Consider the following 14,100-nt stretch of genomic DNA (forward strand, 5'->3'; position numbering starts at 1 on the left):
CGAAGAGACTATCCTATCACTCTGCCCACAACAAAGGTGAATCTAGAGGGCGATTAACTGTTAATAGTGGTAACCAATGAAAATAATCCCCATGGTAAACTATAAATCATTGTTACAAACTACGCTTACCATGGAATAATCGAAGTAATAGTACAAATACCCGTTGAAAAAGTTCCCCCTTGGTCACAATAACTATCAAGGGCTAATAGATAAAACAAGCAACAAACGGCAATGATCCCTACCGTTGCAACAAGTTTCTTTATGTTCAAATCGGACACCTTCTTCAACGTTTTTTTAAATTATACTGGATCAAACATCAACCATTTATAGCCAATATGTAATTACTAATGTCGTTATCACATCATGATCCGACGCTAACTAGAGTTTTTACTGTTTCATCTTATAAATCAATATAATTTAGGATTTTTACTATTAATTGACGCATTATTATAAGTTAAACTATTAAATATATACTCAGCATAATAAGTAAAACTAATTACACGGAGTGACTACATGAGCTTATTTAGACTTTTTTTAGTGGCAGCAATCGTTTATCTTGGCCTGCTGTATTCAGGTTATGGTGTACTTATTGGTAGTGAGAAGAACGCAGCAGGCTTGGGCTTACAATGTCAGTATCTAACTGCCAGAAATATTGCGACAGCTCAATTTATAAACGGTGAAAATGGCATCATCGGTGTCAGTAACTGCCCATTAGTGAAAAAGATAGGTAACAACGTATTTGAATAATCAACCTGCGGGTTTGCTATCAACCCGCAGACTAATTTGCTCATCTCTGATGGTGGCACCCAGAGCAGCGTTGGTTTGTAGGTGATGTACGGGTAAACCAGCAGTAATCAATAACTTGTCACTTTTGTGTAAACTTCATATCAATCAATGCAATAGCTTTCTCAATTGCACGTTTAGTCACTGGATCAGCACCTGCTGGATGTGTTGAGAAATCAATAGATTTGAGCTGATGTGACATTTTATCCCGCACCTCTGTTGGTGCAATAATATCAATTACATCAAGGATTTGTTTAATCACCAGTTGGCACGCAACCAAATCAGAGACCAACTCTTGGTCATTAGTGAACATGTCAGACATCAATAATTCCTTCCCAATAATATTGGGTAAGAATATCACGAGCACGGAAATATTTCTTTAGCCGCCAGTGTCATATTCCTATTGTGACGATGAACGGCTTAAAATGTTACAGGCTAATTAATAGCCTACTACTCATGGCCCTGCTTGCAGAATAAACCGACAAATTGGTCATGTAATGTACATTACACAAGATATCAGGATGTAACTCACTATTTAGACGCTAAAAGTTGGATATAAAAAAACCAGGTATGATTGTCATCGATTACCTGGTTCTAGGGATAAATAATTGTATGTATGCCGATCACAATATTCCTAATCTCACAGTTTATCACCTCCTGCGCCTTTACCTTTATGCAGGACCATTACTGGCATTTTTAGAAAAACGGTTACACCAACAACCGCGATCAGAGTCATAATCACTGTTATCAACATGCGATCACCTCATCATTTTTAATTTCTATTTTTCCAAACTCAACCTTCTACCCTCGGGAGACACCCCTTCCAGATGACACTACCCTTTTACTATGGCACCAGAAAACTCTTTTGCAAATACTCCCTGAAAACTCTTTATGGCTCATCTCGTGTTATAGCGGCCAATTTGGTGTTTTGTGTTGTTCGATTCAACTTGTGTATACTGCACTACTCCTAACCTGAAAAAACAGACTAAATAATGTCACAAGAAAATCATCTCGCGTTAGTCTGCGCCCTCAGCAAATGGGTCGAAACCCATCTAGGGCGAGTCATCTATCTCGAAGAGTTAGCCATATACTCAGGCTACTCACTTTGGCATATGCAGAAAATATTTAAAGAAGTGACGGGGATATCGCTAGGCAAGTACATTAGGGAAAGACGTCTAGCGGGGGCTGTTTATCAACTGAGAAGCAGCGATAGCACTATTTTTGATATTGCTTTGGACTTTGGCTTTGGTTCACAGTCACACTTTACTTATATGTTCAGGAAACGTTACGGCATAACGCCTTATGATTTCAGGCAAAATACGGATATTGACCTTAATATCGCGTTACCTTTGCATGCCATTCATCAGAAACTGGCATGACAGTCCGAAGGTCCCGCTATTCGCCAGAATTCGCATCAACACTATTCGGCGAATATCAATCTTTCTTGTAGCAATTCTGCACATCAATGGATTGTACTTCGTTGCGCTGGTGATCTGTCATGTAAGTCATTACAAACATCGTGCTAACCACAATCAGCGCAGCAAGCAGCAAACCAATAAGTGCAATGACTTTATTATCATCAAACAAGCCCTTATCCATAACATTCTCCCTAATTTCTATGGTGGGTCAGATTAACCATAGGATCGCAATCAACGTTATTGCAATCAGCAAACATGATGTTGTAAGTAAAACTACGAGCGCAAATTGCGCATCGCCAATTCCTGTTGAATAATCACCATTTTTGGTGACATTTTGTTGTTTTTTCAAAGCGATACCTACTGATGAATATACATCAGCCGTGGCCCTGCATTAAATAACCGCGTCAACGCCAACTTAATAGTAGGCCACTCCAACGCGATCCTGTCGTAGTCTGGGTTATAGATCAAGCCCATCCATTGTAAAATTAGGGATATTACTCAAATACAGTAATGTTCATTATGTATTTTCTGCTCCATTGCTCTACATCACCAAGCTTATCACACCGAAATCACTCCAGTTGCAAGGCTATATAGCGCCACAACGGCAGCGAAAATAGCCACTGCAAAAAGGCACTTCTCAATAGGGGTAAATATTGACTTATTCTGCTCACGTTTTGCGATAATAAACAATAAGGTACCGGGGCCATATATCACTGCCGACAATAAGATATATTTCATGCCCCCCGCATAGACCATCAATATGGCATAGAGTGTGGCAATCAAAGCAAAAACAAAATCTTTCCGGTACTCGACTGAACCTACCGAGTAGGTTTCTCGCGTCCAGGCTAGTTTCAACCCATAGGCTGCAACCAACAGATAGGGGATCAGCACTAACGAGCTGGTTAACTCCAATGCGAGTTGGAAGGCATACTCAGTAAAAAGCGTAACAATTAAGAATAATTGAATAAAAATATTCGACATCCAAACCGCAGCAGAGGGTACACCTCGTTTATTTTCAGTCGCAAATATCCGAGGCATGATGTTGCTTTTAGCTGCAGAATAGAGTGCTTCTGCCGCCAACAGAGTCCAGGAGAGATAGGCACCCATAACTGAAATAATTAATCCAATACTGATAAATATGGCCCCCCACCGACCGACAATATGCTCTAACACGCCAGCCATTGAAGGTTGACGTAAAGCAGCGAGGTCTGAGCGGAGCAATACACCATAGGAGAGCATCGTAACCAAAACCAGCAGACATAACACGCCAATAAAACCTAACACCGTCGCAATACCCACATGTTTTCTTTCTTTGGCGTAGCGGGAATAGACACTCGCCCCTTCGATGCCGACAAAAACAAATACTGTGACCAACATGGTGCTGCGCACTTGTGAAAAGAGAGACTGAGAACCGGCACCTATTTCTAATGCAGCATGCCCCGTATAGCCATAATCATCAAGATGAGTGAGATCACCTATAGCCCCTAAGGGTTGAGTCCCCCAGAAGTTTAATGCGAAAGTATCGGTGTGAAATGCAAATGCCAGCACGATGACAAAGATAAATATCGGAATAACCTTAGCGAAAGTGGCAATAGTATTAATCGCGGCAGCTTCTTTGATGCCACGTAACACCATAAAATGGAAACTCCATAAAATTAATGACGCAATTAAAACGGCGGACAATGTGTTGCCATCGCCAAATAGCGGGAAGAATGCCCCTAATGTCGATTTGATCAAAACGAAATAAGACACGCTGCCAATACACGCCCCAGCCCAGAAACCGATAGCCGAAGCAAAACCGGCATAATCACCGAATCCAGTTTTGGCATAAATATAAACGCCGGAATCCAAATCCGGTTTGCGCTGTGCCAATGTCTGAAAAACAAAAGCCAGCGTCAACATACCACCACCGGCAATAATCCAGGCAATGATGGCACCGAAGCCACCTGTGGCGCGGCCAAATGTAGCTGGTAAAGAGAAAATACCGGCACCGATCATGGAACCCACAACAAGTGAAGTTAATGCCCATAGTGACAGTTTTTTATTTGATGAAGCCGCCATATTCATTCCCATTGATATTAGATAATCCTATATAAGACAGATTAACCTAATAAAAGATTAAGTCCTATAGATGCTCTTCAGTGAAAATGTGAGCTTCCATTAAAAGTTGAATATTCATAGTTGGAGTATAGCAAGAGAAAATAATGCACGTAGCCATCATAGAAAAGATGCCGTGCATTGATTGAGAATTGAATTCAGCTGAGCAGTGACCTATTAGATAGGCATTTGAGCACTATAATATTTTATCTATTTAGCCCTATTTTCGGGACAATCTAGCCAATCAGATTTTTCGTCAAATAATAGCGATGGTACTCATCCACGACATTTTCTAGCGCCATTTTCAATTGATATCCGTGTTTTTCATAAAAAGGCCGAGCTTGAAAACTGAATGTATCGACTTGAGCGAACTTACATCCCCGCTGTAGTGCTTCCTGCTCCACACTTTGCATTAATTGACTGCCAGCCCCCGTATGACGTAATGTCTCTGATACCCACAGTAGTTCAATACTGAGATAATTACCTAATGTATAGCCTATAATCCCCCCTAACTTCTCCCCCTGCTCACCGGTGATAAAAACAGCTAATGGTTTACGGCTCTTATCGCCAACAAAATTACGGTTAAAGCTCCTCAACCCTGCCATAACTTCTGCCACATCTTCAGTCGTTGGGGTATCCGTCATCGTCAACTTCATTGTCATTACTCCTCGCTTTGATCACACTAACACGACTCTATTTTATCTTTTTTTCTAGCATATTCTCGTAGATAAGAGTTTTATTATTGGGTAATAACTAACAAAAAATAAATGCTATTAATAACCATTTGCATTTATAATACCGAAACCGTTTTTTATATTTGTACCAATTTCCCTCTGTAATTGTAAGGATGTCTCAATGCTCCGCCGTTTCTTCTCTTATTACACCCCATATAAAGGGCTTTTCTATCTGGATTTCGGTTGTGCCATTCTTGCTGGATTGCTGGAACTGAGCTTCCCAATGGCCGTAAAATTGTTCATCGATAAATTACTCCCAAATCAGGATTGGGTGTTAATCATCTGGGCAGCGGCTGGCCTATTGCTGATTTATCTACTGAATACCGCGCTAATGGCGATCGTTAACTACTGGGGGCATGCACTCGGTGTCGGCATCGAAACAGATATGCGCCGTCAGGCATTCAGCCATCTGCAAAAGCTCTCTTTTAGCTATTACGACAATGTGAAGACTGGTCATATCATTACCCATGTCACCAAAGACCTCGAAGAAGTTGGGGAAATTGCCCATCACGGCCCAGAGGATCTCTTTATTGCTGTGATGACCTTTATTGGCGCATTTATCCTGATGGCATCCGTTCATCTGCCACTCGCTATGCTCACTATCGTTATCGTGCCGTTTATGACCTATCTGGTCAGCCGTTATGGTTCACAAATGACGGAGACTTGGCGCAAGTTATTTGGCCAAGTGGGTAATTTTAATGCCCGAATTGAAGAAAGTATCGGTGGTATTCGCGTGGTGAAAGCATTTGCGAACGAATCTCACGAAAAGAAATTGTTCGCTAAAGATAACGAAAACTACCGCACCACTAAACTGCGGGCTTACCGCATTATGACCACCAGCATGACCATGAGCTACTTAAGCACACGTTTGGTGCAGTTGATTGTGATGGTGGCGGGTACTTGGTACGTGGTTCATGACCAACTGAGTTACGGCGGATTTGTCGGTTTTCTGTTGCTGGTCGAAGTCTTTTTCCGCCCCGTTGCGAAAATAACTTCTGTGCTGGAGAGTTATCCTAAGGGTATCGCTGGATTCAAACGATTCACTCAATTGATTGATACGTTGCCTGACATTGTCGATCAACCCAATGCGCGTCCGGTCGGTCATCTGCGTGGCGATATTTGTTACCAAAATGTCAGTTTTGGTTATTCACCGCAGAATAAAATTTTCTCCGACTTGAACCTGCAAATCCGTGCGGGTGAGACAGTGGCATTCGTCGGGCCATCTGGGGCCGGTAAAACTACATTATGCTCTTTGTTGCCCCGCTTCTACGAACTGGATGGTGGTGCAATCACTATCGACGGTATCAATATTCGTGATATGACCCAGCAGTCACTACGTAATAATATTGGTATTGTGCAGCAGGATGTTTTCTTATTCGGCGGTTCTATTCGTGAGAATATTGCCTATGGCAAGCTGGATGCCAGTGACGACGAAATCATGGCTGCCGCGCAACAAGCTCGACTCGATGAGTTGATTGAAAGTCTGCCTGATGGTCTCGATACCGTTGTTGGTGAACGCGGGGTGAAATTATCGGGTGGCCAGAAGCAGCGTCTATCCATTGCGCGTATCTTCCTGAAAAATCCACCGATTTTGATTTTGGATGAGGCAACTTCTGCGCTAGATACCGCCACGGAGCAGGCCATCCAACTCGCACTCACTGAGCTATCTCAGGGGCGAACCACGCTGGTGATTGCTCACCGCTTAGCCACCATCCAAAATGCCGATCGCATCATTGTGGTCGATAAAGAAGGGATTGTTGAACAAGGTGAACATCACGAACTGCTCGCCCGTAAAGGGGCCTATGCCAAACTGCATAATGCGCAGTTCAGTGCAGCCTGAAACCGTGTAAAAACCCACCTGCAGATGGGTGTGAATGGTAAACTGGAGGAAAATTCAGCCAAAGCCATTCCATCGCGGGCTTAAATAGGGTACAAGGACGCCATGAAAATTCCAAAACGAATCCAACCGCTGGTTGATGACGGCTTGGTTGACGAAGTCATCCGTCGTTTGAAAAGTGGCAAAGAAGCTGATGTCTATGTTGTCCGTTGTGGATCGGATATCCGCTGCGCTAAAGTTTATAAAGAAGCTGAGAACCGCAGTTTCAAACAGGCCGTCCAATACCAGGAGGGGCGTAAGGTCCGCAATAGTCGTGACGCCCGAGCCATGGCCAAAGGCTCTAAATTTGGTCGCAAACAGCAAGAAGACACTTGGCAAACGGCCGAAGTTGATGCGTTATATCTGTTAGCTAACGCAGGTGTTCGTGTGCCACAGCCCTATGCATGTCTCGATGGTGTTCTGCTGATGGAACTGGTTACCGATGCCGACGGCCTTGCCGCACCTCGTCTCAGTGACGTGCCATTTACCAAAGAACAAGCGGTGATCGACCATGCGGTGATGATCCGATATGTGGTCCGTATGCTTTGTGCCGGGTTAGTCCACGGTGACTTATCAGAGTTTAATGTCTTAATCGACAAAGACGGACCAGTCATTATCGATTTGCCTCAAGCGGTCAATGCAGCGGCTAACAACCACGCTAAAGCCATGCTACAGCGTGATGTCGCGAATATGACCCATTATTATGGTCAATACGCGCCCGAACTGCTTGACCGTAAATATGCCAAAGAGATGTGGGCACTCTATGAAGATGGAAAGTTGCATCCTGAGACTCAACTGACTGGCGAGTTTGCGGAAAGCACAGAAGCCGCTGATGTTGAGGGTGTGCTAGAGGAAATTAAAGCGGTTATCGCTGAAGAGCAAGAACGTCTGCGTGAAGCGCAAGATCCTTATTAATTAGTCACCCTAGGCTAATCTGCAAAAGTATACATAAAGGGGCAAGTGAAATACCGCACCACGCTATTTCGCCCTGCCCCTCATATCGCTCACGTGTCAGTTCAGTATTACCGTCTCAACACGGTTTCTCCCCGAAGTTTTCGCACGATAAAGTGCTTTATCCGCCGCATCCGACAAGTCCGTTGCCGCAATGCGCTCATCTGGGGCCGAGACCGAAGCCACGCCAACACTAATGGTCACGCGCCCTTGCGGTGACATCCCATGGGGGATATCTAACTCCTCAATGGAGTGCCGCATGCGCTCCGCAATGGCTCTCGCATCATCTGGTGTGCTAGGGGTTAGCAAGACAATAAACTCCTCCCCGCCATAACGGGCCAAAATGTCCGAGCCACCACGAATAGATTTTGACAGGGTTTCGACGATAGATTTTAGGCAAACATCCCCCATCGCATGCCCATAGAGATCGTTAAAACTTTTGAAATTGTCAAAATCAATCATCAAAACTGACAATGTTCCACCTTCAATACGACTCTTCTGCCAGATGCGCTGATAGAGATCATCAAAATGACGACGATTCGCCACTCCAGTCAACACATCAGTTTGTGACAGCGCTTTGAGGATCGACTCTGACTGCTTTAGCTCCGTAATATCAAAAAATGAGCCATACCAGATCACTGAACCATCATCCTGACGAGTCGGGAAAGACTCACCATGAAGCCAATGTGTCTCTTTCCCCGGCAATACCACGCGGAAATCACAACTCCAGACAGATAGATTTTGCTGAGAAATGGCAACTGCCTGTTTTAACATTTCCATATCCTCAGTGTGAACCCGGCTAAAAAGCGGATTTTGCTCTCTGGGAACATGCAAAACATCCTCAGGTGCAAGGCCAAATATTTTCCGCACACCCTCGCTGCAATATTTAAAGTAGGAGTCACCGTCAGTATTTAAATAATAAGCATAAATCATCGCCGGCAAATTTTTTGTTAACCGGTCCATCATCTGCTTGCTCTCTTCCAACGCCATCAGCAGGGATTTTCTTTCCGAAACATCAGCAATGACGCTGATATAGCCGACAGTATTACCGCTATCAGATGTTATTTCATGGACACTGAGTGCCCCCCAGAATCGTTTACCCTCTTTACGTTGATAACACCATTCACGGGCATCGCGTCGGTTAAGCAATAGATAATCTAGCTCAGCTTGTGTCTCGCCATTTTCTGGAATATGTAAAACATCCCGAATAGGACGACCAAGAACTTCGTCTTTCGAATAGCCAAACATTCTCTCTGCACCCACATTAAATATCGTGATGCAGTTATCCAAGTCGGTCGTAATGATGGCGACCTGTTTTTCGGCATTCAGCAAAACATCCAGTTGAAGATTAGATAATTCATTATTTCTATTCTCTCTCTTCACTGGCTCGCCTTTTGAGTGCCGACCAAAGAGTTTTTTGGTAAAGGCACACAGGTGGTTATGATAAAAAGAAAATAAAGACATAAATATAAATCACCTATTATTAATAAAATGTAAAACAGAAAAGCTAAAACAGAGTTAATCCAATGAACACCAACAGTAGTGACACAGCAAATTATAACATATGCCAATGAATCGGTGTAAGTTCGGCGTGATAGCACGCAAGGTTAGATAAATACTGACATTTAACTTGATAGAATCATTACAAATCCTGCCAAGAAAACTGAAATAATAATCCGTTATTCTGTGGGCTGATTTATGTTGAATCGCTGGAGCAAGAATGAAAAAGTTTCTGATAATGTGTATGACCACACTCTTATTATTGAATACTGTCGCGAGCTTTGCTGCACAACCGACTAATAAGACAGGAAAAGAATCAACAAACGAGACATGCAAGCGTCCGCCTGCACCACCAAAAGATAAGAATGGTCACCCATTACCACCCCCCAAAGATCATAATGGTAACCAGCCAACTAAAGACCGGTCCCCTCATGATAGTCAGCACGGTTGCCCACCACCACCATCTGAAAAAAAACCACGCGGTTAGAGCTATCTAATTATTAACCTGGCTAATGCGGTGATAAAAGCAGATGAATTAAAAGGTCCGCTTTCCTTTATCTGCTTTTTATTATGCGATTAATTACAAGACTATAAATTATAAAGCAATAAAATTATAGTGGTAACTTACCTTTATCCTCAGCTAGTTTAATTTTTAAATAAATAAAAACTGCACTTCACTTCTCACACCTAAAAATCAAATACATAGATGATTGCATTTATGTTTCATGCTAATTTCAATTATTGATCGTTCTATAAATCATCTATTGCGCTGGAAAAATACAACTTTATATTCCATGCTAAACAATGAGAAAACAATCTCTCACTCACGCATTAATAATACCAGCTGAAATATAATGGATAGATAAGGAAATAATCATGCTTTATAAGTCATTGCTTAATATTATCATTGCAACGTTCTCACTCACAGCAATTAGCACGGTATTTGCTGCATCCTCTCCGACGACACCTAGCGATATGACGTGTAAGGAGTTCCTTGATCTTAATCCGAAAAGTATGACTCCAGTTGCTTTCTGGATCATTAATCAAGATACCCATTATAAGAAAGGAGATACTGTCGATTTTCAGGAAGTAGATACGCTCTATACACCCAAGGTGATTGATATGTGTAAAAAATCACCCGATAAGAAAATATCTGAGATGAAGAAAGAAATTGAGGAGGCCACCAACAAAAAGTCAATGTAATATAATCCCTGGCCCCACTCTGGATAAGTGGGGCTATCATTATCTTTTGGTGACGATGACTTTAGGGAATAATCATGCTTAAAAAATTCATGCTGACAACTTTGCTGGTATTACCCATCAGCCAAGCGTTGGCCCTTGACTGTAATAATGCCGTGACACAACTGGATATGAATCAGTGCGCAAATTCTGAGTATAAGAAAGCTGATACCGAACTCAATCGCACCTATAAGCAAGTACTCGCCAAAACATCTGTGGCTCAAAGGGCATTATTGAAAAGTGCGCAACTGACTTGGATAAAATACCGTGACGCTGATTGCACCTTTCAGTCTTCAGCCACTGAAGGTGGCTCGGTACATCCCATGATTATCTCTGCTTGTCTGACCCATAAGACCGAAGAGCGCACCGCGCAACTGAAATCATTTCTTAACTGCCCTGAAGGAGATTTAAGTTGCCCACTGTGATGATTAGCGCTGACGCATTGATGATGGTGTTAAGCCGTAAGCTGTTTTAAAACAGTTGCTAAAGTGGCTGGCTGAGCTGAAACCGCAGGCCAAAGCAATATGAATAAGCGGCATCACGCCATGTTTTAGTAATTGTTCTGCATGATATAAACGCGCTTTTAACACAAATTGATGAGGGGCCAGCCCAGTGCTCTGCTTGAACATCCGCGCAAAGTGGAATTCACTCAGCCCTGCTTGTTCAGCCAAGTCAGACAATAACAGCGGCTCCGATAGATGCCCGTCGATATACTCTTTGACTCGCTTTAATACCACCGGTGCCAATCCGCCGCGAATAGTAGGCAAAGCCCACTGCAACTGAGTGTAATTTTTCAGCAGATGGGTCATTAGCAGGGTCGATGCACTACTGAGCGCCAGATGATTTGCTTGCTCTTGCCAGTGACAGTTCAGTAAAAATTGACGATAGAGTACAGTTATTTGCTGATCTTCGGCAAAAATGCGCTCATCGACTTGAATAGACTGGGGGCTACGATCCCAGATCTGCTCTGCCAGATGGCGCAAATGTTGATCGGTGCAATACAGATGCACGAATGATAAATCGTCCCGTACATCCCAACTGGACAAACTGTCCTTTGGCATAATGCAAAAACGATCCGGCCCGCCCCCATTTTTCCACCCTGCTCGCGTTTTGTGGTAACACTCGTAACCATCAGCGACATATAAACTCAGCGTATGATGGTCAGGGCTCTCCTGTGTCACACAGTCATCACGATTAGACCAGGCCGCCAGTTGAACACCCGTGCCAAGTTGCACGCAATCATGCAAGCGGGCTTTATGCTCTCGTAGGGTTTCAAAAGCCTGATACCGTTCTAACATCGCACTGACATCCCACAATAACGCTGATGAAATCAGTTTAATGACTTGCTGTGTGGCAAACCATATTTTCCAGCTATTTATCTCAAAAATGCGCAAGATTTTGCAATTCGCCGCAAGCCGCTGAAAGCCAAGTTAGCCTGCATGGCGGATACTGACGTTTTCCAGAAGTAATGAGAAATAACGATGAATGTACTGCTCTATTTGCTGGTTGTTGTGATTTGGGGAACAACCTGGATTGCCATCACCCTACAGCAACAAGGTGATGTTGCTATTACGGTGTCGATCTTTTATCGGTTTGCACTGGCCGCCGGTGTCATGATGGTCGTCTTACTGTTGGCGCGTCGATTGCGGCATCTTAAGATGCGTGATCACCTTTTTTGCATCGCACAGGGTTTTTGCGTTTTTGCCTTTAATTTTTACTGTTTTTACCATGCTGCAGCCTATATCAGCAGTGGCCTGGAATCCGTTATTTTCTCAATGGCAGTGTTGTTTAATGCCATCAATGGCATGTTCTTCTTCCGTCAACGTCTCAGCCCTAATTTATTGCCAGCCAGTATTCTCGGTATGATTGGTATTGTCGCCCTATTCTGGCAAAATTTAACCGCTACCCAAGTCGCACCGGAATTACTGAAAGGCATTGGTCTGAGCCTATTGGGCACTTATGGTTTCTCACTGGGTAATATGATCAGTAGCCGCCACCAGCGCCAAGGATTGGATATTCTTTCCACTAATGCCTATGCCATGACCTATGGTGCTGTGCTGATGGGGCTTTTCAGTATTATTCAGCACCACTCTTTCACTATCGAATTAACACCGCGTTATTTGGGTTCATTGCTGTATTTGGCTATTTTCGGCTCAGTGATCGCATTCGCCGCTTATTTCAGTTTGATTGGCCGTATCGGTGCCAGTGGTGCGGCCTACAGTACACTGCTATTTCCACTGGTCGCCTTAAGCATCTCTACTGTCTATGAAGGTTATCACTGGCACCTGAATGCCATTATGGGGTTAGTGTTAATCCTACTGGGCAATTTGGTGATGTTCTCTCGGCCGGGCATGGTGCAATCCTGGTTTAAGCGTCGCCACGCCACTCTTTAAAATCCATAGGCTTACGGCTAACATTAACATTATCGGCATCCAGATATTTCTGCTTGGCCTCGGTTAAATTGATACTGTCTCTATTACGGTAAAGCAGATACCAGCCAATCACCATCATCATTGCCGCCAAGGTAGTGAAAGGCGTGATGATGGCACTGCGGGCAGCCCTTAGCTGTCCGTAATCTGTGAGTTGTCACTATTAGCCGTAACCAATCATTTAGTGGCAAATAACTTTACTGATGAATAAATTCAATGCCATATAATCCACCGATAGCATTAATCGTCTCGAGCAAATGTGCCCCATCGGCCTGGGCCAAGGGGGGATCACTCTCTGCTAGGTGCACTGATTGCCACAGGGTAAGTGCAGAAAACCATGCAATTATCTTAGCCATTGTTACCTCTGCGCGCTCTATCAAATGGGCGGGATTGCTTTTTTAAGAGTAGACGCTGAATCGGACAATAAATGAACTAATCATTATTGCTTTGAATATGCAGAATTTAGATATCACAAAACCGGGTTGGGATAGCGATGCAGAATTTATCATTTTATTGATGCTAATTTGCGACTAAGCATCGGCAGCGGTTGATTGTGATTCCGACCGCTGCTGTCTTTGTTCCAGAATGCGATGCAGATTCGCCTCAAGCCAGACGGTCAGCCCTTCCACCTGCTCCTGAATCTCTCTTCCCAACGGTGTCAGCTTATATTCCACATGGGGCGGCACGACCGGATATGGGATGCGATCGACAAAGCCGTCTTCTTCGAGGTTTTGCAGGGTTTGCGCCAACATTTTCTCGCTGACACCTCCGATCTTGCGTCTTAGCGCACTAAAACGCAGGGTTTCGTTGCTTAAAGCAATCAACACCAATAGTCCCCAACGACTGGTTACTCGCTTGAGTACTTCTCTTGAAGGGCAATCAGCATTGAGCAACTCACCACGCCGAACTTGTTCCGGAAATGAAATGTTGCTGTTCAAATTTTGCGGCTCCACTATTTTCATACTAACCTTTTGGTACGTACTTACTTAAAGTTAGTATATTGCATATGATGATCTTAAGGGCGATTTTTTGGTGAGTGATACCTCTTTATTGCTGACAAAAAGTCCGCCTCC

The 14,100-nt window shown here is 43.6% G+C and carries 17 protein-coding genes; 7 read left to right on the forward strand and 10 right to left on the reverse strand.

Features of this window, described 5'->3' with window-relative positions:
- Nucleotides 1-125: 125 nt before the first annotated feature.
- Entirely contained in the window at nucleotides 126-269 is a 144-nt protein-coding gene (gene mgrB / locus ACZ76_RS18030; protein WP_005170546.1) for a PhoP/PhoQ regulatory lipoprotein MgrB, read from the reverse strand.
- Between the two features lie 244 nt (nucleotides 270-513).
- Between mgrB and ACZ76_RS00355 the strand changes: the two genes are divergently transcribed.
- The gene (locus ACZ76_RS00355) at nucleotides 514-747 is read left to right on the forward strand and encodes a YobH family protein (protein ID WP_048615764.1); all 234 of its coding nucleotides are present in this window, start codon (nucleotides 514-516) and stop codon (nucleotides 745-747) included.
- A gap of 118 nt (nucleotides 748-865) precedes the next feature.
- Here ACZ76_RS00355 and ACZ76_RS00360 read toward each other — a convergent pair whose 3' ends face one another.
- A complete protein-coding gene (locus ACZ76_RS00360) occupies nucleotides 866-1,105 on the reverse strand; it encodes a DUF2766 family protein (RefSeq protein ID WP_048615766.1) in 240 nt (79 codons plus the stop codon).
- Between the two features lie 670 nt (nucleotides 1,106-1,775).
- Here ACZ76_RS00360 and ACZ76_RS00370 point away from each other — a divergent pair.
- Nucleotides 1,776-2,162 carry a helix-turn-helix domain-containing protein gene (locus tag ACZ76_RS00370; RefSeq protein ID WP_048615773.1) on the forward strand — a complete coding sequence of 129 codons (387 nt, stop codon included), beginning with the start codon at nucleotides 1,776-1,778 and terminating at the stop codon, nucleotides 2,160-2,162.
- Nucleotides 2,163-2,217: 55 nt separating this feature from the next.
- Here the strand turns inward: ACZ76_RS00370 and ACZ76_RS19385 are convergent, their stop codons facing one another.
- The 3 genes from ACZ76_RS19385 to ACZ76_RS00385 all read right to left on the reverse strand — a co-directional run bounded on the left by ACZ76_RS19385 (nucleotide 2,218) and on the right by ACZ76_RS00385 (nucleotide 4,954).
- Nucleotides 2,218-2,382, reverse strand: coding sequence for a hypothetical protein (locus ACZ76_RS19385; RefSeq protein ID WP_048615775.1), 165 nt, complete (start codon nucleotides 2,380-2,382; stop codon nucleotides 2,218-2,220).
- Between the two features lie 377 nt (nucleotides 2,383-2,759).
- A complete protein-coding gene (locus tag ACZ76_RS00380; RefSeq protein ID WP_048615777.1) occupies nucleotides 2,760-4,262 on the reverse strand; it encodes an amino acid permease in 1,503 nt (500 codons plus the stop codon).
- 272 nt (nucleotides 4,263-4,534) lie between these two features.
- A complete protein-coding gene (locus ACZ76_RS00385) occupies nucleotides 4,535-4,954 on the reverse strand; it encodes a GNAT family N-acetyltransferase (protein WP_048615779.1) in 420 nt (139 codons plus the stop codon).
- 199 nt (nucleotides 4,955-5,153) lie between these two features.
- On the opposite strand from ACZ76_RS00385, the gene ACZ76_RS00390 reads away from it, so the two are divergent.
- Nucleotides 5,154-6,872, forward strand: a complete 1,719-nt coding sequence (locus ACZ76_RS00390; RefSeq protein WP_048615780.1) for an ABC transporter ATP-binding protein — start codon at nucleotides 5,154-5,156, stop codon at nucleotides 6,870-6,872.
- Between the two features lie 102 nt (nucleotides 6,873-6,974).
- A complete protein-coding gene (locus ACZ76_RS00395; RefSeq protein WP_048615782.1) occupies nucleotides 6,975-7,823 on the forward strand; it encodes a PA4780 family RIO1-like protein kinase in 849 nt (282 codons plus the stop codon).
- A 96-nt stretch (nucleotides 7,824-7,919) separates the two neighbouring features.
- Here ACZ76_RS00395 and ACZ76_RS00400 read toward each other — a convergent pair whose 3' ends face one another.
- Nucleotides 7,920-9,323, reverse strand: coding sequence for a sensor domain-containing diguanylate cyclase (locus tag ACZ76_RS00400; protein ID WP_048615784.1), 1,404 nt, complete (start codon nucleotides 9,321-9,323; stop codon nucleotides 7,920-7,922).
- Between the two features lie 912 nt (nucleotides 9,324-10,235).
- On the opposite strand from ACZ76_RS00400, the gene hdeB reads away from it, so the two are divergent.
- Together hdeB and ACZ76_RS00415 are read left to right on the forward strand one after the other, a co-directional pair.
- Nucleotides 10,236-10,562 (forward strand): acid-activated periplasmic chaperone HdeB, encoded by a 327-nt coding sequence (hdeB, locus tag ACZ76_RS00410; RefSeq protein ID WP_048615789.1) that lies wholly within the window; start codon nucleotides 10,236-10,238, stop codon nucleotides 10,560-10,562.
- A gap of 74 nt (nucleotides 10,563-10,636) precedes the next feature.
- On the forward strand, nucleotides 10,637-11,023 hold the full coding sequence (locus ACZ76_RS00415) for a lysozyme inhibitor LprI family protein (protein WP_048615791.1): 387 nt from the start codon (nucleotides 10,637-10,639) through the stop codon (nucleotides 11,021-11,023).
- A gap of 3 nt (nucleotides 11,024-11,026) precedes the next feature.
- On the opposite strand, the gene ACZ76_RS00420 is transcribed toward ACZ76_RS00415, so the two are convergent.
- Nucleotides 11,027-11,896, reverse strand: coding sequence for a helix-turn-helix domain-containing protein (locus ACZ76_RS00420; RefSeq protein ID WP_048620134.1), 870 nt, complete (start codon nucleotides 11,894-11,896; stop codon nucleotides 11,027-11,029).
- A 183-nt stretch (nucleotides 11,897-12,079) separates the two neighbouring features.
- On the opposite strand from ACZ76_RS00420, the gene ACZ76_RS00425 reads away from it, so the two are divergent.
- Nucleotides 12,080-12,991, forward strand: a complete 912-nt coding sequence (locus tag ACZ76_RS00425; RefSeq protein WP_048615793.1) for a DMT family transporter — start codon at nucleotides 12,080-12,082, stop codon at nucleotides 12,989-12,991.
- Here the strand turns inward: ACZ76_RS00425 and ACZ76_RS19295 are convergent.
- The 3 genes from ACZ76_RS19295 to ACZ76_RS00430 all read right to left on the reverse strand — a co-directional run bounded on the left by ACZ76_RS19295 (nucleotide 12,966) and on the right by ACZ76_RS00430 (nucleotide 13,989).
- Entirely contained in the window at nucleotides 12,966-13,112 is a 147-nt protein-coding gene (locus ACZ76_RS19295) for a hypothetical protein (RefSeq protein ID WP_156312864.1), read from the reverse strand. The genes ACZ76_RS00425 and ACZ76_RS19295 overlap by 26 nt on opposite strands.
- A gap of 112 nt (nucleotides 13,113-13,224) precedes the next feature.
- Nucleotides 13,225-13,383, reverse strand: coding sequence for a hypothetical protein (locus tag ACZ76_RS19390; RefSeq protein WP_167337192.1), 159 nt, complete (start codon nucleotides 13,381-13,383; stop codon nucleotides 13,225-13,227).
- A 174-nt stretch (nucleotides 13,384-13,557) separates the two neighbouring features.
- Nucleotides 13,558-13,989: a winged helix-turn-helix transcriptional regulator gene (locus tag ACZ76_RS00430; RefSeq protein WP_048615795.1), complete on the reverse strand. Its 432-nt coding sequence runs from the start codon at nucleotides 13,987-13,989 to the stop codon at nucleotides 13,558-13,560.
- Nucleotides 13,990-14,100 lie beyond the last annotated feature (111 nt).

This window comes from Yersinia aleksiciae, from assembly GCF_001047675.1.
In the GTDB taxonomy this organism is placed as follows: Bacteria; Pseudomonadota; Gammaproteobacteria; order Enterobacterales; family Enterobacteriaceae; genus Yersinia; species Yersinia aleksiciae.